At 56.2% G+C, this 19,251-nt stretch carries 15 protein-coding genes, 2 tRNA genes and 1 CRISPR repeat array; of the genes, 3 read left to right on the forward strand and 14 right to left on the reverse strand.

Going from position 1 to position 19,251, the window contains the following annotated elements:
• Positions 1-77: 77 nt before the first annotated feature.
• Positions 78-314: direct repeats of the CRISPR family, unit length 36 nt; unit sequence GTTGTGGGCTGAGGACAGGCTCTAATCAGATACAAT.
• A gap of 50 nt (positions 315-364) precedes the next feature.
• From cas2 to cas9, 3 genes are read right to left on the reverse strand one after another with little or no spacing between them, the layout of a single operon-like run.
• Positions 365-655 carry a CRISPR-associated endonuclease Cas2 gene (gene cas2 / locus OXF42_01655; GenBank protein MCY4046804.1) on the reverse strand — a complete coding sequence of 97 codons (291 nt, stop codon included), beginning with the start codon at positions 653-655 and terminating at the stop codon, positions 365-367.
• A gap of 42 nt (positions 656-697) precedes the next feature.
• Entirely contained in the window at positions 698-1,609 is a 912-nt protein-coding gene (gene cas1 / locus OXF42_01660; GenBank protein MCY4046805.1) for a type II CRISPR-associated endonuclease Cas1, read from the reverse strand.
• Positions 1,610-1,621: 12 nt separating this feature from the next.
• Entirely contained in the window at positions 1,622-4,897 is a 3,276-nt protein-coding gene (cas9, locus tag OXF42_01665; protein ID MCY4046806.1) for a type II CRISPR RNA-guided endonuclease Cas9, read from the reverse strand.
• 232 nt (positions 4,898-5,129) lie between these two features.
• Here cas9 and OXF42_01670 point away from each other — a divergent pair, with 232 nt between their 5' ends.
• A complete protein-coding gene (locus OXF42_01670) occupies positions 5,130-6,563 on the forward strand; it encodes an aldehyde dehydrogenase family protein (protein ID MCY4046807.1) in 1,434 nt (477 codons plus the stop codon).
• On the opposite strand, the gene OXF42_01675 is transcribed toward OXF42_01670, so the two are convergent.
• The 8 genes from OXF42_01675 to OXF42_01710 all read right to left on the reverse strand — a co-directional run bounded on the left by OXF42_01675 (position 6,560) and on the right by OXF42_01710 (position 12,557).
• Positions 6,560-7,339, reverse strand: coding sequence for a tetratricopeptide repeat protein (locus OXF42_01675; GenBank protein ID MCY4046808.1), 780 nt, complete (start codon positions 7,337-7,339; stop codon positions 6,560-6,562). The two genes, OXF42_01670 and OXF42_01675, sit on opposite strands and share 4 nt — an antisense overlap.
• Positions 7,340-7,351: 12 nt before the next feature.
• Positions 7,352-8,254 (reverse strand): PfkB family carbohydrate kinase, encoded by a 903-nt coding sequence (locus OXF42_01680; GenBank protein MCY4046809.1) that lies wholly within the window; start codon positions 8,252-8,254, stop codon positions 7,352-7,354.
• 40 nt (positions 8,255-8,294) lie between these two features.
• On the reverse strand, positions 8,295-8,720 hold the full coding sequence (locus OXF42_01685; protein ID MCY4046810.1) for a hypothetical protein: 426 nt from the start codon (positions 8,718-8,720) through the stop codon (positions 8,295-8,297).
• Complete coding sequence (locus OXF42_01690) at positions 8,720-8,998, reverse strand: hypothetical protein (protein ID MCY4046811.1); 279 nt, start codon at positions 8,996-8,998, stop codon at positions 8,720-8,722. The genes OXF42_01685 and OXF42_01690 overlap by 1 nt, the downstream gene beginning before the upstream one ends.
• A gap of 91 nt (positions 8,999-9,089) precedes the next feature.
• Positions 9,090-9,947 carry an S-methyl-5'-thioadenosine phosphorylase gene (mtnP, locus tag OXF42_01695; protein MCY4046812.1) on the reverse strand — a complete coding sequence of 286 codons (858 nt, stop codon included), beginning with the start codon at positions 9,945-9,947 and terminating at the stop codon, positions 9,090-9,092.
• A 2-nt stretch (positions 9,948-9,949) separates the two neighbouring features.
• A complete protein-coding gene (rsmG, locus tag OXF42_01700; GenBank protein ID MCY4046813.1) occupies positions 9,950-10,597 on the reverse strand; it encodes a 16S rRNA (guanine(527)-N(7))-methyltransferase RsmG in 648 nt (215 codons plus the stop codon).
• Positions 10,594-11,421, reverse strand: a complete 828-nt coding sequence (locus OXF42_01705) for a thermonuclease family protein (protein MCY4046814.1) — start codon at positions 11,419-11,421, stop codon at positions 10,594-10,596. Before OXF42_01705 ends, rsmG begins: the two co-directional genes overlap by 4 nt.
• Complete coding sequence (locus tag OXF42_01710; protein MCY4046815.1) at positions 11,418-12,557, reverse strand: MFS transporter; 1,140 nt, start codon at positions 12,555-12,557, stop codon at positions 11,418-11,420. Before OXF42_01710 ends, OXF42_01705 begins: the two co-directional genes overlap by 4 nt.
• Positions 12,558-12,639: 82 nt before the next feature.
• On the opposite strand from OXF42_01710, the gene OXF42_01715 reads away from it, so the two are divergent.
• Both OXF42_01715 and OXF42_01720 read left to right on the forward strand, forming a co-directional pair.
• Positions 12,640-12,712, forward strand: a tRNA-Lys gene (locus tag OXF42_01715).
• A 16-nt stretch (positions 12,713-12,728) separates the two neighbouring features.
• A tRNA-Glu gene (locus tag OXF42_01720) sits at positions 12,729-12,803 on the forward strand.
• 66 nt (positions 12,804-12,869) lie between these two features.
• On the opposite strand, the gene OXF42_01725 is transcribed toward OXF42_01720, so the two are convergent.
• Genes OXF42_01725 through OXF42_01735 form a run of 3 tightly spaced genes read right to left on the reverse strand, consistent with a single transcriptional unit; the run spans position 12,870 to position 19,245 of the window.
• Positions 12,870-13,556 carry a glycosyltransferase family 2 protein gene (locus tag OXF42_01725; protein MCY4046816.1) on the reverse strand — a complete coding sequence of 229 codons (687 nt, stop codon included), beginning with the start codon at positions 13,554-13,556 and terminating at the stop codon, positions 12,870-12,872.
• Complete coding sequence (locus OXF42_01730) at positions 13,553-16,516, reverse strand: UvrD-helicase domain-containing protein (protein ID MCY4046817.1); 2,964 nt, start codon at positions 16,514-16,516, stop codon at positions 13,553-13,555. Before OXF42_01730 ends, OXF42_01725 begins: the two co-directional genes overlap by 4 nt.
• Positions 16,465-19,245, reverse strand: coding sequence for a PD-(D/E)XK nuclease family protein (locus tag OXF42_01735; GenBank protein ID MCY4046818.1), 2,781 nt, complete (start codon positions 19,243-19,245; stop codon positions 16,465-16,467). Before OXF42_01735 ends, OXF42_01730 begins: the two co-directional genes overlap by 52 nt.
• Positions 19,246-19,251: the final 6 nt, after the last annotated feature.

Below are 19,251 nucleotides of genomic sequence, written 5' to 3' on the forward strand. Positions count from 1 at the left end.
ATCCAGAGGGGGATGGGGGTTTTACGATTTCGCAGTTTGTCAGAGGGCGGTTTTTACCCCCCCCCCCCCCGAAGCAGATAGTTGTGGGCTGAGGACAGGCTCTAATCAGATACAATTTTGAGCACCGGCTCATGGCGAGTTTGATTGTTGTGGGCTGAGGACAGGCTCTAATCAGATACAATGCTTCGGTTCTCCGTTGGACATATCCCATTGTTGTGGGCTGAGGACAGGCTCTAATCAGATACAATAAGGCGCGCTGTGGTGGCGCGTGCGGCGGAGTTGTGGGCTGAGGACAGGCTCTAATCAGATACAATACCTTCCTCTCAACCACACTACTGGCAAGGGGTTCAGGCGTCCCGGCAAGTCAAAAAAGAGTGACTTGCTGGGGAGGCCTCTCAAGTTGTTTGCGTTTTTTTCCGAAAAAGACTTGCATTCGTCCAAACTGCTTGTCTGTAATCGTAACAACCCGCACTTCGCCTTCCGGCGGCAAAGAGTCCCTCACCCTGCCTGAGTGAACAAGGGCGTTTTCTTCACTCGCGCAGTGTCTCGCGTATACGGAGAACTGCATCATAATGAACCCGTCTTTCATAAGGCCCTTGCGAAACCTTGTGTAATCCTTCCGCGCCTTCTTCGTGTCGGTTGGAAGGTCAAACATCACTATTATCCACACAGTTCTGTATCCTCCGAAAGCCAATGTCTACACCTCAAGCCTCAGTTGTCTGTTTTCAATCAATGTCGGTATCTTCAAAAAATCAGATTCTTCTTCGGAGAACGCCTTCTTCAGACTTGCCGCCATATGCTGAGTCGCGACCATCAGGGGAAGTTTCTTCTGTTCAAAAAGGACTTCCTCTGAAAGAAGGTAGAGCAATGAAGTCTTTGCTTTTGTGTCAAGTTCTGTAACCCCGCTCTCATTCATCTCATAGACTCTTCTGTCAACAAGAGGACGCAAGGGCTCTATAATGTCATCAGCAAGACACATAGGGTTATACTGGTTGTGATGGTGTATTCCGAGAGCCGGGTGTAGCCCCGTTCCGCACAGGGCGCGCGCCACGGATGCCCTGACCATGCTGTAGCCGTAGTTGAGCAGGGAGTTAACTCCGCTTTTTTTGAAGTCCCTGACAAAACCTTTCCCGAACAGTAGCGACCAATACATCTTCGCCGCCTGCGCTTCAATGTTTGTAGTATCGCCGCTTTGGACTCTTCTCTTAAGGCTTGGGAGCGATTTGGTCTCTTTGTTGAAAAAGAGCAGGGTTTGTATCTGCGCTTCTGTCTTGGCGATGATGATTTTCTGCCAAAGGCGTTTCTTGAGGGGTTTCTTAATTCCGGTCTGAGTGTTGAGCACTTTGCTGTGGACAGAGTTCCCTGAAAGAGGAAGCAGGACGGATACCGGCATATGGCTTCGGTCGCAGAATACCACTATGCAGTTGTTTTCCTGACACGCCGCCACAAGACCCTGAGAGATTGAGATTGAGGGGTTTGCCAGTATCAGAATTCCCATGTCTTCCACGGGAACACTGCTGTCGCCTTCTCCGTCAATTTGGACAATCATCTGACGGTCTTTCAGATGAAGGTATGCGGGATTGCTTACCTCAATGATCCGTTTAATCATTGCGGGCAGACCTTACGGATTTGCGTTAGTCAGTCGGCGACCGAGGGCGTTGATTGATTCTTGTCTCACTTTGTTCTCTATCAATAGTGTAGAAGGTGCTTTTGCAAGTTCCAGACTTTTCTTTTCGCTGAGATGAAGTTTCTTAAATTCTTTGTCTTTAGTTCCGTCTGTATGTATTCGTAAGAACAACTTTACACATTCACCATTCTTTCCCCTATCAAGTTTTCTTACTCTATAGAAGTTTCTTTTGCCGATTTCTTCCACACTTACCATGTCATTAATACATAGAGACATGATAAACTCCAAATCTTCTCCATGATCAATTTTTACTATTGGCTCTTTATTTTCCTCTGCTTTTTCTAATTCTTTCTTTGCTTCTTTCAGTATGGTATCTGTTTTTGCCTTCTTGATTTTGTTCTTTGCCATAGTGATGGCATCTAAAGTCCTTGCTCTTCTTGCGGCCTCCATAGCGGTTACAACCTCGCTGTTGTATTTGCCAGTTTTCTTGTTTTTGAGTATCTCTACGTGGTGATTATTTCCATAAATCATTACTCCCAATCTGTTACCCAGTTCATCCTGTTTTTGCCAATAAGATGTCTCGCTAAAATCTTTTGTGACCCATACTCTTGCTCGCCTTACAATATGTCCGGTTTTTGGATGTTTGAAGGGGGTTTCATTGAGATTCTTCTGTGCCGCCTTAAGGCTGCCTCTCATGTTTACATAAGACTCAAATTCTGCCTTGATTATGGGGCATAATATGTTTTTTCTATTTTTGTCTGTCATCTTAACCAGATCTTTGCGGACAACAACTCCGGGCTTGCCGTTTTTAGTCTTAATTCCGTAGGCGGTTGCTTCATGGAATGCTCCGGTTATCTTCCTGTTTGTTGAGTGTGAAACTATCATCCTGTCTCTGGCATTTTCTAACTTGGTTCTTAGATCTTTCAAAACCTCTGGAGCTTTCAATCCGTATTCGGGAGATATGGAATCATCATCTGCTTCTGAAGCGAGGTGGACTATTTTGCGGTAAAGACTGGGGCTTGTCAGGGCGATGACGGTAGCGTCAATTGCGTGGTGTCTGTGGTCATTGCGATTTTTCTTCCCTGTGTCACCCAAAATTTTATTCAATTTCCAATGCCTACGAAGCCATGAAGTTATTCCGCCTTTTGTGAAAGTTACATCGCAATCGAGAGTTCTCATGTATCTGCCGGTTTCTTTCGCTATGTAACGCGCATCTGTCAACTGGTTGTTGATGAAATCTTTTTCTATCTCTGTTGCCAGAATGTTCTCTTTTTTCTTTTGAGGAAAATCTTTTGAAATTTGTTTGATTGTCTCCCATTGTTCTGTTTTTTCAAATGCTTCGTAGGGGGTCCTGTTGCCTTTTTTCCGATTCTGTTTCTCGAAACAGACAACCTTGTTCATATATGAGTTATCAAGAGTTCTGCTGTATGGCAATATGTGGTCTATCTCAATATCGCCCGTCCACAAGTCGGTCTGGGAAATTGGCTTTCCACTATAAGCGCACCGTTCACCACTTTCTTTCCAAAGTCGGTATTTCAGTTTGTCCTGATGGGATATGTATTGCCTTAAATTAAGGTGAGGATTTTTACTTCGTATGGTTTCATATTGTTCTTCAGCTTCTTTATTTGCCTTGGTGTTCTCTTTCTGTCTTTCCAATGCTTTCTTATATTTTTCTGTGTTTGCTTCCAAATCTCTCGCCATCTCTATTCTTATAGCGGTCGGTTTCCCATACTCTTTTATTATGGCGTTCACAACACGGCGGACTTCATATAAGGACTTTGTAACAATAGGGTTTGGAACAAAGGGGATTTCACCAAGTGTTTCTCTGTTGTCGGTTTGAGGTTTTGCAACCTCGTATCCCGCCGCTTGCAATGCTCCTCTTTCTTTCTCTTTATCACTCTCTCTGCTGTAAACTCTGCCTTTTTCAAGGCAGGGCAGAATTTTTCTTATGGCTTTCAGTGAAAGATTCCCGTGACCTTCTTCCAATTCAAGAACGGAGAGTTTGACGGCTCTTTCCAAATCAAACCCCCAGTGGTTTTGAAGCCGTTTTTTGAGGTGTTTTTTAGACTCGTAAGAAATCAAATCTTCAACAAGTTGTTCCTGTTTTTCCTCATTGAATGAATCCCACTTATCTCCAATTATTTCCCTTATCCCGCAGGCCGTAGTGTTTCCCTTTATTCCCCTTCTGCTTTTCCCCTCAACTTTTTCCAGATTAAACTTCGTTCTTTTCCTCAACTTGAGGAGTGTTTTACTTTCTTTCCATGTCAGATTTTTATTCTTCTCAAGGGCTTTGGCAAGAAGTTGTTTTTCTTTGAGCGAAGGACGTATTGCAATTTCCCCGGTCTCAAGATCATCCCAACTCAGATTGTTGATGTCCTGCCAATAGCGAAACTTTTGAAACTTCAATTTGGCAGTCCTTGCTCTCTTATAGCGAGGCTCCAACGAACAATTGCCCACCGTTCCTTTGTTCCACTTTAGAGGCCGTTGCTTGAAGATAATTATTTCAATCGCTTTTTTTACTGTGTCGTTGTAAGTGTCAGAATCCAGTTCGGACTGCTTCTGAAATATGTGGTAAAACTCTTCCTGATACATCTTTCTGTCAGTTCTCCAGTCATGATGTTCTCCCCTGTTGCGTTTACGCCCAAGGGTTGCCAGATACTCTCCGAGGGTTCTTTTACCCGCCTTTTTTATCTCTTGGCGCAGTTTCTTAATGCCTTCTTTGACAGGCCCTTCATCATCTGATTTTGCTCCCTCATCTTCACCTTCAAGGATTCTTCTTATTTCTGAATACTTTTCATCTTTATCCTTTTCATCTTCATCAAGAAGGTCGCCAAATCCAGTTTTGCGGTTGCTCAGAAAACCCCGCCGTGTTCCCAGGTGCAGAATGGCGCGGCCAAACTCATGGGGAGTCAGTTTTTTATCCAGCGCTTTGGCCCTCAACTCGTAGGGGTCGCCAAGTTCGTTAAGTTTCACCTCAGGGTTTTTCTCGCCTTTGAGGTCTGCGGGCAGAAAGCTCTTGCTTATCAGATAGTTTCTGAGGCGTTCCTTGCGTCTGTGGCGTCTCTCTATGACTCGCCTCATAAGGCGCATGTTTCTGCGGTTCTGGTTTTTCGGAGTTGGTGTTTTGTCTTCAACGGAGCGGATGAAGATTCTGCTCCCGCAATCAACAAAATCTTTCGGCTCTCCGTCTTGTTGCTCAATTACACTCCAGCCGATGGAGTTTGTCCCCATGTCCAAGCCTAACCAGTACTGAAAACTCTGTTTAGCCATTTACTTTCTCTCTCCCAACTATTGACAACACTTCTCTTTGTGGCAATCTATAAAAAGATATTGTATCTGATTAGAGCCTGTCAAACATTTTCAGTCCATAACAAGAGACCAAGTGTTTCGCAGGATAGGCCTTTCAAGGCAACCTTCCGCCCTCGCGTGCACTTCGGTGTCAGGGGGCTTTTTCTTACTCTCTCCCCAAATCCAGTAAACTCCCTTTCAAAGGAGAAGACCGATGAAACACCCTTTACAGTTTGAGTCCGAATTCCCGCCGGAGGGCGAGATTGCGGTTGAAAACCCTTTCAACGGAGAGGTTATCGCGCATGTGGAGACGGCGGGCAAACGGCATTTAAGCGGACTTTTTGAAACCGCAAAAGCCCTCCACGAAAACCGGGACGGCTGGCTCTCGGTTCGGGAAAGAGCGGGGATACTGGAACGGGCGGCCTCCATCATACAAAAACGCTCGGACGAACTGGCTTTGCAGGCGGCGCGGGAAGGCGGGAAACCGTATAACGATTCAAAGGTTGAAATGGACAGGGCGGCGGATTCCGCCAAGATCGCCGCCGAAACCATACGCGCCGAAGCGGGAAGGGCGGTCCCCATGGGCGGCGACCCCTACAGCGCAAACAGGGTTGCATTTACGCAAATGGAACCGGCGGGCGTTGTCGCGGCAATCAGCGCCTTTAACCACCCCCTCAACCTCATCGTTCATCAGGCGGGCGCGGCGGTCGCCGCAGGCTGCCCCGTTATCGTAAAACCCGCAAATGAAACCCCTCTTTCCTGCATTGCGTTTAAGGACATACTGGTTGAAGCCGGACTGCCGCCGCAGTGGTGTCAGGTGGTGATTACGGACACAAACGAGGCCGCCGAGGCGCTCGCAACGGACGCGCGGACGGATTTCCTGAGTTTCATAGGAAGTTCCCGCGTGGGCTGGATGCTCCGCTCCAAACTCGCCCCCGGAACCCGCTGCGCCCTTGAACACGGCGGAGCGGCGCCCGCCCTTGTGTATCCCGATGCGGATATGGAACTCGCCGCCGCCCTGCTTGCCAAAGGCGGGTTTTATCACGCCGGGCAGGTCTGCGTTTCAACCCAGAGGGTCTTTCTGACCAGAGAGGCCGGAAGGCGGTTTATTCCGCTCTTCACAAAACGGGCGCGGGAGATGAAAACGGGAGACCCCGCGCTGAAATCAACACAGGTGGGTCCCCTCATAAGGCCCGGCGAGGTCGGGCGCGTTCACGAGTGGGTCTGCGAGGCGGCGGACGGAGGGGCGGAGATAGTTTGCGGCGGAAAGCCGGTCGGAAACAGGTGCTATGAGCCCACCATTCTGCTTAACCCTTCCGCCTCCGCGCGCGTCAGCACGGAAGAAATTTTCGGCCCCGTGGTGTGCGTTTACGAGGTTGATGACATGGAAGACGCCATAGCGCGGGCAAACGCCCTTGATACGGCGTTTCAGTCATCGGTTTTCACGGCGGGAGTTGACACCGCGCTCGCCGCCGCAAAAAAACTGAGCGCGTCCGCCGTGATGGTTAACGACCACACCGCTTTCAGAATAGACGGAATGCCGTTTGCGGGGCTCAGGAAGTCCGGCCTCGGAGTGGGCGGCATTCCGCACACCATAAGAGACATGAGCATTGAAAAAATGACGGTCTTTCACTCCCCCGTTCCTTAGGGGACACTTGCCGGGCTCCGGAGTTCGCAGCGCCGCGCATACTTTTGCGCCCTGTGTTCCAGAGCGGGCTCCGGCCTGTTTTTCAGAAGTTGCTCAATCTCGGCGCACGCGGGGGCGGCGTCTCCCGTTTCCATAAGGGATTCGGCCAGATTCATTCGCGCCTCATTATGCCCGGGCGCAAGTTTCAACGCCGCCGAGAAATGCCGGGCGGCCTCGGAGTGGCGGGCGGCGTTTGCCAGAAACTTCCCGTATTCGTTCATTGAGTAAATGTTTGACCGCTCAACCAGAAGGGACTGCTTGAAGAACCGCTCCGCAGACTCCGGGTCGCCCTTCATATCGTAGGCGCGTGCTATGTTGACCATCGCCGCATACCGCAGCGGATAGGCGATGTCGCCAGCCGCCGCCGTGCAGTGCCGGATGGCGTCATCGGGCTTGTTCATCGTGAGATGAAGTCCGCAAAGGGTGTATCTCGCCTTTGTGTATGAGCCGTCCAGTTCAAGCGCCTTTTCATAACTTTTCTCCGCCGAGGAAAAGTCTTTCAGCCCGAAATAGGCTATGCCCTTTATCAGGTGGATTTCCTTGTCGCCGGGAAACCGTTTTTCCGCCCCGGCCATCTCCTCAAGCGCCTCAATAAAATCCCCGCTCCGCACATAGGAGGAGGCGAGGTCTTTGCGGCTTTGAAGCGGGATTTCCCCCGCGCCCCCCTGCGGCTTTGCGCACGCGCCGCACAGCGCAATCACAAGCATCAGCGCGGAAGAAAGGTATTTCTTTTTCATAATGACCGCTTTTCAGATTTGAGACATCCGCATAAATTCGCGGAAGCGGTTTTCAAACTTCTCTTTGCTGAGGGTTTTGATGCTTTCAGTTCCGAGGCTCTCCACCGTAAAGGAGGCGAGAACGGAGCCGTAAATGACCGCCTTTTTCATGTCGGAGGCCGAGCCCGCGCCGTTTGCGCTCAGGTATCCCATGAACCCTCCGGCAAAGGTGTCTCCCGCCCCGGTGGGGTCAATCGCTTTCTCCACAAGGTAGGCGGGGGCGCAGAAGACGTCTTCATCCGAAAACATCACCGAGCCGAACTCGCCCCTCTTGATGACAACCGTGCGGGGGCCCATTTTCATTATCTCCCTCGCGGCGGCGGCAATTGATTTCTCGCCGCTCAGGTCAAGGGCTTCGGAGTTGTTTATGATGAGAATGTTGACTTTTTTCAGTATTTTCCGGAGGTCTTCCGGGCTGTTTTCTATCCAGTAGTTCATTGTGTCGCACGCGACCGCGCGGGGCGATTTCACCTGCTCAAGCACTTCCATCTGCACCGCGGGGTCCATATTGGCGAGGAACACAAACTCGGCGTTTCTCAGGCGGTCTGTCAGTTTCGGCTTGAAATTCTCGTAAACATTCAGACGGACGAAAACGGTTTCAGGGTCGCCGAGGTCTTCGGAATACCTGCCCTTCCAGCGGAAGGTCTCCCCGTCCGCAGCCTCAAGGCCGCCCGTGTCAACGCCCGCCGAGCGGAGAAGGCGCGTGTGCGGTTCGGGAAAATCCCCGCCGACCACCGCGCATATTCCCACCTTGGTAAACAGAGACGCGCCGAGGCACGAGTAAACGGCGGAGCCGCCCAGAATTTCCTCGCCGCTCTCAAAGGGGGTTTCTATGGAGTCAAGCGCGACCGTTCCCACTATTGCAAGTTTGCTCATTGCGGAGAATTCTCTGGCAACGGAGCGCCAAGCGGCTCCTTCATTTTCTGTCCATGCGGGTTTTTATCCACACACCGCTTCCAAGACCGCCGAGAAATGCGAGGATGGTTTCAATCAACTTCATGTATATGTCGGTGTGAGGCCCGGCAAGGTATATGGTAAGAAACACAAAAACCGCCACTACGACCGCCGCGGAGGTGAAAAAATACCGTCTTGATTCACTTTTATCCTTGTGAGCGAGGTCACTCTTTTTATCAGTCATCTCCAATATCTTGTCAATATGCTCGGCGTTTATTTTGTCGGCCAAGGGGTGTGGAACGGGTCCGAAGTGACGCATGGCAAGCATGCTTGTCTCCACAATCTTTTTCTCTTCGGGCGGCAGGTTTTCAAGAGACTCTGATTGTTCAGTATTTTCCGGCTCGGAACCTTCCGCACCGGGGCCTTTTTCTTCTTCTTTCACAGTCATTACTCATTCACGGAGTAAAGCCCCGCAAGCCCTTCATCCATTACCTGATTCAAACGGGCGGTAACCTCTTCCTCAACGAACAGAGCGGCCGCATCTCTTGTCAAATCAGAGAACATCCGGTTATTGATGGTACCGTTGCTTTGCAACAGCGCGAGGTGGTTGATGAGACTGTTAAAGATGTCAGCTTGCGCTTCAAGATGGCGCCCCTCCGGACCGCTGTTTTGGCGGACAAGACTCGCAAGCAACGCGCCCGGAAGAGTGTGTCTGTCAAGAGACATGGTTCGTATTCCTATGCAGGATTCGCCTATGCGACCACTATACGGGCGCATATCCGGTCTGTCAACCCTGATTCCTCTGTTGTCCGCCCGGTCACTTCAGCGCCCTTTCGGCCACCACGCCGAGCTTTTTCTTTGTCTCATCGCTTATCATATCGGGTTGTGTGATGATTGCGTTTTCAAGCGCAAGGCGGCACGCGCAGCCGCCGCCGGAGCCGAGGGATTCAATCGTTTTTTTGATGACGGTTTTTGCGGTCTCAACATTTGCGGTGAGCGTCTCTATGATGTCCTCAACCGTTACCGCGTCATGGCCGGGATGCCAGCAGTCGTAATCGGTCGCCATTGCGAGCGTTGCGTAGCACATCTCCGCCTCCCTTGCGAGTTTTGCCTCCGGCATGTTGGTCATGCCGATCACGTCCGCGCCCCAGGTTCTGTAAACATGGCTCTCAGCGCGGGAGGAGAACTGCGGCCCCTCAATGCAGATGTAGGTTCCGCCGTCGTGAGTTGCGGCTCCGGCGTTTTTTGCCGCCGTTACCAGCGCCGCGCCGAGTTCGTGGCAAACGGGGTCGGCCATTGAGACGTGCGCCACCGCCCCGCCGCCGAAAAACGAGTTCGCCCTGTTCTTTGTGTGGTCTATGAACTGGGACGGAATTACCATGTCCCCCGGTTTGATGCCCTCCTTCATACTGCCCACCGCGCTGACCGATATGACGCGCCCCGCGCCGAGAGACTTGAGGGCGTAAATGTTCGCCCTGTAGTTGATTTCAGAGGGGAGAAGGGTGTGGCCGGGCCCGTGGCGCGGAAGGAAAATGAGGGGGACGCCGCCCATCTCGCCCGTTGTCAGCGGCCCCGAAGGGTCGCCCCATGGAGTGCTGACTTCAACCGACTGAGCGGCGTCAAAGCCGCTCATTCCGTAAAGCCCGCTCCCGCCTATGATTCCGACAGCGTTCATTGTCAATTCTTTCTCAGTGTCAGCAGAAACCTGCCGTCTCCGCCCACCGGAAGCGTTATCTCCTCCGAGGTTTCAGAAACCGCCGGGGCTTCGGGGAAAGACCGTTTTTCGCTCTCCCATTCCCGCGCTCCGTTTTTGCCTTTCATAATTAACACAATGCCGCCTTTTTTTACAAGGGGCAGGGCGGCGCGGGCTATTTCCGGCGCTTTGCCCGCCGCCCTTGAGACGGCGATGTCAAAGTCCGAGCCGGTGTTTTCGCCGTCCCCTCCCACCCGCGCTTTGACGGCTCGCGCCCCGGTGAGGCCGAGTTTCCGTATCACCTCCCTCATGAAAAACACCTTTTTTTCACGCGAGTCCGCAAGCACGAGGCTGATTGACGGCATGCAGATCTTCAGCGGTATGCCCGGAAACCCCGCCCCCGCGCCTATGTCAAGCACCGATGAGCCGGGCTTTACCGCCCGCAGGGCGGTGAGCGAGTCAAGAAAATGGTAAACCGCCACATTGCGCGGCTCTGTTATCGCGGTCAGGTTTATGGCGGAAGACCATTTGACCAGCAGCCGGGCGTATTCTTCAAACCGCGCCGTCATTTCGCCGTCAATCTCAACGTTCATTGCCGCGCAGCCTTCGGCGAGTGTCTCTTTTATGCTCATCCCTCAACAAATATGGACATCGGATGCCAGACCGTAATGCCCGGCACGCCTTTGTGCATTCTCACCCTGCCCGTTACGAGAACGGTTTTTCCCTTGTAAAACTTGTGCGGAACGATGCCGAAATGGCTGAAATTCGGAAGGGCGTTTTTGAACACGGGGATTTCAATCCCGCCGTCCGTTTTGAGGACGACAAGTTTCCTCTTGCGCTCCGCGCCCGTGATAACCGCCCTGATGACCACTCTTTTGCCCGTCATATCCGCCGCCCTGTTCTGCGGGATTATAAACCCGGCGTTTTGAGGCGGCGGCGGAAAGTTGCCGTCTCCGCCCCATATTCCCCTTCGCGCCGCCATTGCGCTCCGGCGGGCGCTCCTCATCTCCTCCATAAGCGCCTCGTCCTGCCCCTCCGCTTCAAACACGGTCGCGAGCCCCGCCCGCACCAGTTCAAGCCCCACGTTTTTGCCGTCGGCAAACACAAAGCCGAGCAGCCGCCCGTAAGTGTCAAACCTCCGCTCCCCGAAGCGAACCTCCACCTTTTTGCCCTTCACAAATCCGGCGTTTGCAAGGGTGGCGCTCCGCCCCGGCGGGTCTGACGGAAACCTTGCCCCTCCGTCTTCCGGGCAGTCAATTCCCTCATACCTGATAAGCCGCTCCCTTCCCCGCCCGTCCCGCGCCCGCACGGTGTCGCCGTCAATAACCTTGACGACCCTGAAAGTTTCAGAGCCCGTTTCCCTGTCGGCAATCCTTTCCGGCAGCCCTCCGTAGCCCGCGAGCACGGCGGCGGCAAGAAGGGGGATGAACCACTTGAGAATGCCGGAATTTCTCACCGCTCCCTCCCGGCGGTTTCGCTTCGGGGCGCGGAAAACAGCAGAAACCCGCACAACACAACGCCCGCCGCCGCAACAAACATCGTCCGCAGCCCGAAGGCGTCCGCCACCATGCCGAGCGGAAACGCCGCATAGTTGATTCCCAGACTGAACGACATATTGAACGCGCCCATCGCGTTTGCCATGCCGGTTTGCGCCCTGTCCGCCATCATTGCGCCGAGGGCGGGATACAGCAGCCCGTAAGCCGCGCTGAAGAGAAAGCAGAACAACACCGCCTGTGTGTCCGAGCGCGTCTGCGACACCAGAAAAAGCGCCGCCGCCACCGCGAGCAGGGCGAACGAGGCGACTCTTTTCCCTCCCGCCCCGTCCGCAATTTTTGCCGACAGAATTCTCACCGCGATAACGGTCGCCGCGTATGTAAGAAAGAAGCGCGAGGCGGCAAAGCCGCTTTCATCGGCGAAAACGGCGAAAAAGTTGAGCATCGCGCCGAGTCCCACCGCCAAGGTCAGGTTGGCAAACAGAATTGCCGCGCGGTCTTTTGTGAACAGCGCCGTGAACATCCGCCCGCGCTCTCGCGGGGAGGGCTCTCCGGGGGAGAAGTTTTCGTCCTTCACAAACAGGCACAGCGCGAACGCCGCAAATCCGAAAGACGAGGCGTAGATTATCAGACCCTCCGCCCCCGCCGTGTTCATCACCCATTCGCCCGCCGCCGGTCCCGCCGCGTAGGACAGTATTGTGAACGCGCCGAAAACGCTCAATCTTTCGGCGACCCGACCCGGCTCCGCCATATCTGCGGCGGCGGCGGAGGCGGATGTGAAAAACGCCGCAAATCCCGCGCCCTGAATCAGTCTCAGGGCGAAGATTTCCCAGCCGAGGCCGTCTATAAAGAGAAAGAGCGCCGAGGCTCCCGCCATCAGAAGCGCTCCCGCCGCCATCAGCGGCCTCCGCCCCCTGCGGTCTGACAGCGCGGAAACCGGCGGTATGCAGAGCAGGGATGTTACGCCGAACGCTCCCATTATCCAGCCGATTTCAGACTCGCTTCCGCCGAGGTTTCTGATGTGAACGGGAAGGAGGAAGAAGGATGAAAAATTGCAGAAGAAAAAGAAGTTTGACAGTGTTACGAGGGTGAAGTTCATTTCCGCCGCCGGGTGTGATTTTGCACGGAATTGCCGGAGTTGTCCAAATACCGCCCGTTATGTGATAGTATGCCTGCTTGCGGAGCCGTTAGCTCAGTTGGTAGAGCAACTGCCTTTTAAGCAGTGGGTCGCAGGTTCGAATCCTGCACGGCTCACTTTTTTACGAGTCCTGTCCCCGTCGTCTAGTCTGGCCCAGGACACCGCCCTTTCACGGCGGCAACAGGGGTTCAAATCCCCTCGGGGACGAAGAAAAAATGGAGAGGAGTAATGACCAAAAACGAAAAATGGCCCAGATGGTAAGACGATAACCCTTCACCCAAACACATGCCGCGCAATCACCCGCGCAATCTTCACCCCCGCTTTTGCGCTGCCGGAAAACGTGCCGCTTATCTTTGAAACCCCCGTTCTCTTTCTGTATCTCACGGGAATTTCAACACACCTCAGCCCCTTTTTAACCGCCTTTATCTGCATCTCAACCGTCCAGCCGTAATCCTCGTCCCGCATGTCCAGACTCATCAGACTTGAAAACCTTATGGCGCGAAACGGCCCCAAATCGGTGAACTTCACGCCGAAAAGAGCGCTCAAAAGAACACCCGCCACCTTGTTGCCAAAAACAGTGTGGGGAGGCATCGCCCCGCTTGACCGCGCCCCCGTTATCCGCGAGCCGAGAACAAGGTCCGCCCCGTCCGCCTCTATGGGGGCGGTCAGCAAAGGCATTTCAGACGGATAATCCGAATAATCCGCGTCAAGAAAAACCACCGTTTCCGGCGGGTCTTGCGATATATGCCTTATCCCCGCAAGGCAAGCCCTGCCGTATCCGCGCGCGGGCTCATCTATAACAGTCGCCCCCGCCGCCCGCGCCGCCTCCGCCGTGCCGTCCGTTGAGCCGTTGTTCACCACCACAATCTCACGGATTTTCTCACGGGGGATTTCACCCACCACACCGCCCACCGAACTCTCCTCGTTGAGGGCGGGAATTATCACGGAAACAGTCTTCATATCTCAATCATATCCGCCGGGGGCAGAATGCAAATATAACGCCGCGCCGGTTTTTGCCCGTGAATTTTCTCAATCGCCGCACAGTAAAAATCCATCTGCTCCTCATACTTCCCCACATCGGAAGAGTCCGTGTATTTGTAGTCAACAACAACCATTCCCTCGTCCGTCTCAAGCAGCAGGTCTATCTTGCCGCCACGCGCCGCGCCGCCGGTTTCAACCGTGAATTCATACTCCCTTCGCGCCGAGCGGGCGTTTGCCGCCATCTCCGCAAGCGGCGAGCGCAAAACATTTCTCGCGCACCTTGTTATCCCGCTTTTGAGGCCGTCCCTCCCGAAAAACCTCTCCCCGATGACAAAATCCGCCACCCCGCCTATGGATTCCGGCGAGAAGTCCCACAGTTCAAAAAACCTGTGAATAACCTCCCCCGTCTCCGTTTTCGCAACCGCGCAAAACGGCGGCGTCTCCTCCGCTTCGTCTTCGCCGGGCTCGTAAAGCGGGCGGAGGGTCTCCGCAGTCGCCTCCGATGGCGGCGTCTCTGCTCCGGCGGTCTCCGGCGGCGGCGCGGGCGCGGGCATATCGCCGTATTCACCGCCGGAATCCGCCATTTTTTCAAGGGCGGTTTTCACCATTGCCGCAAAACTCCCCGCCTTCGGGGTTTCATGAAGACGGGTAAAAACCGCCCCGGACGCCCTCGTAAGCGCCACATACAGGATTCTCTCCTCCTCCTCCGCTTCCCCCGCCCCCGCAATTTCCCTCCACCTTCCGGCGTTGCACCCCTCGTGGCAAACCATTATCTGCGAGGAGTCCGCCGCCACGCGCCCCCGCCGGGAAACGGGGCCGTAATCGGTGTCGGCAAGGAACACAACCGGAAACTCAAGCCCCTTCGCCCCGTGGCTCGTGATGAGGGAAACGGCGTCCCGCTCCTCCTCCGCGCTTTCGGGGCGGGGGTCGTTTTTCCCCGCGTCAAAACGGCTCACCGCCCCGGCGGTTCCCACCCCCTTCCTTGCAAGCGCGGCGCATATCGCGGTGAATTTGATGACGTTAGACCGCACTCTCCCGCCGTCTCCGGCGGCGCATGCGGCGTAGCCCAGCCGGTATGCCGCAAACCGCGCCGCAGCGGCGGGCGATGAGAAATCCTCCCTCTCCCCGGCGCGAATGACGGAGGCCAGATACCGCGCCGCCTCCTCCCACTCCTCCCCGCCGTGCGGAGGGGAGCGGAAAAACCCCGCGCCCGCGCTCTTTTTCTCCCTGAAATAACGGGCAAGCCCCGCGTCCGGGATCCCGAAAAAAGGCGACCTCAAAACCGCCGCCTGCGCGGTTTCGTCAAGCGGGTTTGCCATAAACCTCAGCATTGAAACCATGTCCCTCACTTCCGGCAGGGAAAAGAAGAACATTTCGCCCCCGGTTGTGAACGGAATGCCCGCGCGGGCAAGCGCCCGCCCGTAAACGCCGGTGTTCGCCCGCCTTCTGAATATAAGGGCGATGTCGGAATACCGCCGCCCCTCCGCCGCAAGTCCGCCGATTTCACGGGCGATGTCTTCCGCCTCGCTCCGCCTTTTTTCGTCCGCGCTTTTGCCCCGCGCCGGAAGCGCCCTGAAAACGCCGCCCCGCCGCCCCGCCGCCTTCATCGGCTCATAGCCGCTTACGATGTTTTCAAAAAACCGGTTCAGAAAATCCAGCAGTTGCCCCGCCGCCCTGTAGTTCACGGGAAGGCGGAACGCCTCAAACTCCCCGCCGCCCAGAGTCTGGAGAAACAGCCCCGTCTCCGCCCCCCGGAAGCCGTAAATTGACTGGAGAATATCCCCCACCACCAGCAGTTTCGCCCCGCCTTCGCACAGCAGGGTGATGATGCGGTTCTGCAAAGGGTCGGTGTCCTGAAACTCGTCAACCACCACCAGTTTGAACAGGCCGCCGTAATGCTCCCGCGCCGTCCGGTTTTCCTCAAGGACGCGAGCCGCGCAAAACAAAAGGTCTTCATACTCCGCCCGCCCGCCGCGAGCCTTAATCTCCGCATACCGCTCCATCGCCGCCCCGGCGGCTTTCAGATACCGCTCCGTCAGCCGGACGTTCAGAATGTCCGCCTCCCAAACAGCCCGCCGCGCCATGCCCCCCGCCGCCGCCTTCTCTTCGGCGGAGGCGGTTTTCATCTCCAAAACCTTCTCCATCTCCCCCGCCATGCGGACAAAATCCCGGCACGATGTCCCGCTGCCCCCCGCCGCCAAATCCTTCGCCTTCTGAAACCGCCTTTTCGCGGCGGCGGAGGAAAACACACTTTCGCCCGCCTCAATCATGCCGTTTATATCCCCTCCGTCCGGCGCTTCCGTCAGCCGGGGCGGAGGGAGGGGAAGCGGCAGATGTTTGCGGGAGGCGGCCTCTATTATTGCGGAGATGTTTTCCAGAACCGCGTCAAGGTTGAAGAGTTCGGTCTCAAGCAGTTCGTCAAAATCCCCGTCTCCCCTGAGGGCGAGGACGGTTTCAAGAACGGCTCTTTCCCTGTCCGCCCTGAGTTCCGCCGGTTCGCCGATTTCAAAACCTGCGGGGAAGGGCGTGAGGGCGAGGTTTTCCCGCACTATGCCCATTGCAAGCCCGTGTATCGTTCCTATTCGCGCCCCCCGTATGCCCGCCGCCGTCCGCGCGTTTATGCCCCCGCGCTCTCCAAACCGCTCCAGATACAGCAGCACGGCATCCTCCAGCCGCCTTTTGAGTTCGGCGGCGGCGTTTTCGGTGAAGGTTATGGCGACTATGGAATCAATGTCCGCCCCCGCCTCAAGTTCGGCGAGGCAGCACGCCACAAGCAGGCGGGTTTTGCCCGTTCCCGCCCCCGCGCTCACCGCCCGCCGCCGCGCCTCTGAGTTCAGAACGCGCCTCTGCTCTTCGTTCAGGTTCAGCAGTTCCGCAATTCCGTCCATCAGCCGCGCCTCCCCCCCGCCGTCCGCGAAACGCCGCTCTTTATCCTGCACACATCGGCAAAGGCGCACGAGACGCACATGTTGTTTTTCGCCGGAAAAAACTCGCCGAAAGGAAAATCCTCCGTCTTTGAGAGAGGGAAGGGCGGAAACAGCCCCTTCTTAACAAGGCCAAGATTGCTCTCCGCAAATCTCACCGCATCTCTCACCGCGTCATCGCTCCGCTCCGGAGAGACGCTCTTTTTGTCGGGGGCCCTTTCCACCGAAACATAGTCGCCCCCCCGCGCCTCCGCGCCCAGTTCCTCTGAAACCGCCCGCAGATACAGGGGAATCTGCAACCTGCCCCGGTCGCAGAAAGTCCCCTCAACGCCGCCCTTTTTGTAGTCAACCACCCTCACGCCGCCGGTTTCATCGTAGTCCATCCGGTCAAGTTTCCCTCTGACCTTCACCCCCGCAATCTCCGTTTCAATCTCATGCTCAAACAGCGCGGGTTTCAGGTTTTCCCCGCTTATGCGCCGGTTTTCAAAGGACAGAAACCTTTTCAGCACGGCGGCGGCGCGGCGTTTCTGCAACTCCCACACCGCGTCCGGCACGCGGCAGTGCGCCCTTTTCGTCTCCTCTTTTGAGAGAAAATCCTCAAGCGCGTCCTCTCCTCCGTTGCGAAAAACAAACCTGAGAGCCGCGTGGTAAAGCGCCCCCGTGTCGGCGGGCGGGGGGACGGCGGCGGCGGGAATGCCCTCGTTTATCCCCAGAATGTTTGAGCAGAAAAACACAAACGGGCACCGCCCGATGCTCTCAACCCCGCCCACCGAAACCGGCTTCACCGCCTCCGCCGCCGCGCTTCCCGCCGCGCCCTCAAACTCGCTTATCTCCCCGTGCGGGCGCAGTCTTTGCTTCTCCGCCTCCGCCCCCCGGACGGCGCGGCTTGCCAGCTCAAAAAACGGGTCGGCGGCGGCGAGCAGTCCGGCGGTTTTTTCGCCCACCGTTCCGCTCCGCGCCACCTCAGCCGCCATTGCCGAATCGGCGCAGTAGGGGCTTGCCGGAAACACCCCTCCGCCCTCCGCCCGAAACTCCGCCGTCTCTGCGGCAAAGGGAGAAACCAGTTTCCCTCCCTCCCGCGCAAAGGAGATGTAAAGCCTCCCTCCCGCGCAAGCCGCAACGGAGTTCCATATCAGCCGCTCCCTGTCCCGGTAGTCGGCGGCGGTCGCAAACGCGCAAACGCCGAGGCGGTCATTCATCAGCCGTTTTTCATCATCGCCAAACATTGCCCCGCCCGCCCGCGCCCTCGGAAACGAGCCGTCCGCGCAGTCAAGAACAAACACGGCGGAGTAACAAGCCCCCCGCGCCTCAAGCGCGTCCGTTACGGTAACCCGCCGCCCCGCCGCGCCCGCCGGTATCTTCCGCGAGAATGAACGCCCCGCGAGAATGTCCGACACAAACACGCGCAAATCCTCCCATGAGCCTCCTTCCCCGCCCCACAGCCCGCAGAAAAACTCCGCCTCTCTCAGCACATCTCTAACCGCTTCCCTCTCCCCGCCGTCCGCCCCGCAGTGCGCCGCGCCGGTTGCGTCAACAAGGCGGCGGAGCGCGGCAAGCGCGGCGGCTTCGCCGGGCGGAGCGCCTCCGGGCGGCTCGCCCCCGTCCGCCAACTCCTCTGAAATCATTGCCGCCAGTTCCCGCGCCCGGTTTGCGGCGGGGCGGGGCAGGGGGGCAACCGCTTCATCGGGGGAGCAAAGCCCGCCCGTTTTTGCGATTTGCGCCTCCATCACCCGCGCCGTTTCAAACCGGCATTGCTCTCCGAAAAAGTCTTGCAGAAGCGGGTTGCGGATAAGCGCGGCAAATTCTGCGGAGGCAAAGCCCGCGCCCGCCGCAAGCGGAAACTGTTGCAGAAGAATGGGCATCGCGCCCGCCCCGCCCGCGTTTGCGCCCCTGCGGAGGTCAACCGCAAGCCCGCATCTTTCAAGCGCGCTTGCAACCTCCCCGCCGCGAGACATCTCCCGCATAATGACGGCGCAGCCGGAAGGGTCAACCCCGCGCTCCGCCAGTCTTCTTATCTCCGCCGCCGCAAACTCCGCCTCGTCCGCAAATGAGGGGAAAGACGCCGCCGAAACGGCAATGTCCGCCGCGTCCGGCTCTGCGGGGCGGATGAGCGCCGCAGCAATTCCCGCCTTTTCCGCCGCGAGCAGAACCCGCTCCTGCGGCGGTGTGAGGCGGTCAAAACCGGCGGCCACAACCCTGCCCGCGCCGCCCTCTTGTATAAACATCCGCTCAAACGAGCGGGGCAGTTCGTCCATCAATCCGGCGTTGTCAATCATCTCGGCGTTTTCCATTTCCTTTTCAAACGCGGCGAGGGCATCGGCAAGCCGCCGCGCCTTGCGGGCGGTTGACGGGGAAGTTCCTTCCGTTTTTTCCGCGAATTCCTCCGGTGTTATGCCGCCGTGTTTCAGTTCCGCGCCGAGGGAGAGGAGTTCATAAACAAGCGCCGCCGCCGGTTTTGAACGGGGGAACATTCCCGCCTTCGCCGCCGCGTGTCTCATCAGTATCATGCTTCCGGTTCGTGAGAGGACGCCGCGCCGCGCCCCGGCGGCGTTTGTTTTTCGCGCCATTTGTCCGAAGGTGGTTATAAAGGGGGCGGAGTCCCGGTCGGCAAAAAAGGCGCGGGCTTGAGAGACGGCGGGAACATCGGGAAGTATGAGCAGGTCTGCGCCGGGGCTCGGCGCGATTTGCAGACGCTCAAAGGCGTCGCTTTCGCACAGCGGCCCTTTGAAGGAAAGAGTTTTCATATCAAG

The organism is Candidatus Dadabacteria bacterium (assembly GCA_026708565.1).
Taxonomy (GTDB): domain Bacteria; phylum Desulfobacterota_D; class UBA1144; order Nemesobacterales; family Mycalebacteriaceae; genus Mycalebacterium.

Excerpts from the sequence above, each read along its gene's own strand:
- OXF42_01710 (MCY4046815.1), bottom strand. The coding sequence starts at position 12,557 with ATGAACTTCACCCTCGTAACACTGTCAAACTTCTTTTTCTTCTGCAAT.
- OXF42_01690 (MCY4046811.1), bottom strand. The coding sequence starts at position 8,998 with ATGTCTCTTGACAGACACACTCTTCCGGGCGCGTTGCTTGCGAGTCTT.
- mtnP (MCY4046812.1), bottom strand. The coding sequence starts at position 9,947 with ATGAACGCTGTCGGAATCATAGGCGGGAGCGGGCTTTACGGAATGAGC.
- OXF42_01670 (MCY4046807.1), top strand. The coding sequence starts at position 5,130 with ATGAAACACCCTTTACAGTTTGAGTCCGAATTCCCGCCGGAGGGCGAG.
- OXF42_01685 (MCY4046810.1), bottom strand. The coding sequence starts at position 8,720 with ATGACTGTGAAAGAAGAAGAAAAAGGCCCCGGTGCGGAAGGTTCCGAG.
- cas1 (MCY4046805.1), bottom strand. The coding sequence starts at position 1,609 with ATGATTAAACGGATCATTGAGGTAAGCAATCCCGCATACCTTCATCTG.
- OXF42_01675 (MCY4046808.1), bottom strand. The coding sequence starts at position 7,339 with ATGAAAAAGAAATACCTTTCTTCCGCGCTGATGCTTGTGATTGCGCTG.
- OXF42_01680 (MCY4046809.1), bottom strand. The coding sequence starts at position 8,254 with ATGAGCAAACTTGCAATAGTGGGAACGGTCGCGCTTGACTCCATAGAA.
- cas2 (MCY4046804.1), bottom strand. The coding sequence starts at position 655 with ATGTTTGACCTTCCAACCGACACGAAGAAGGCGCGGAAGGATTACACA.
- cas9 (MCY4046806.1), bottom strand. The coding sequence starts at position 4,897 with ATGGCTAAACAGAGTTTTCAGTACTGGTTAGGCTTGGACATGGGGACA.
- OXF42_01725 (MCY4046816.1), bottom strand. The coding sequence starts at position 13,556 with ATGAAGACTGTTTCCGTGATAATTCCCGCCCTCAACGAGGAGAGTTCG.
- rsmG (MCY4046813.1), bottom strand. The coding sequence starts at position 10,597 with ATGAGCATAAAAGAGACACTCGCCGAAGGCTGCGCGGCAATGAACGTT.
- OXF42_01735 (MCY4046818.1), bottom strand. The coding sequence starts at position 19,245 with ATGAAAACTCTTTCCTTCAAAGGGCCGCTGTGCGAAAGCGACGCCTTT.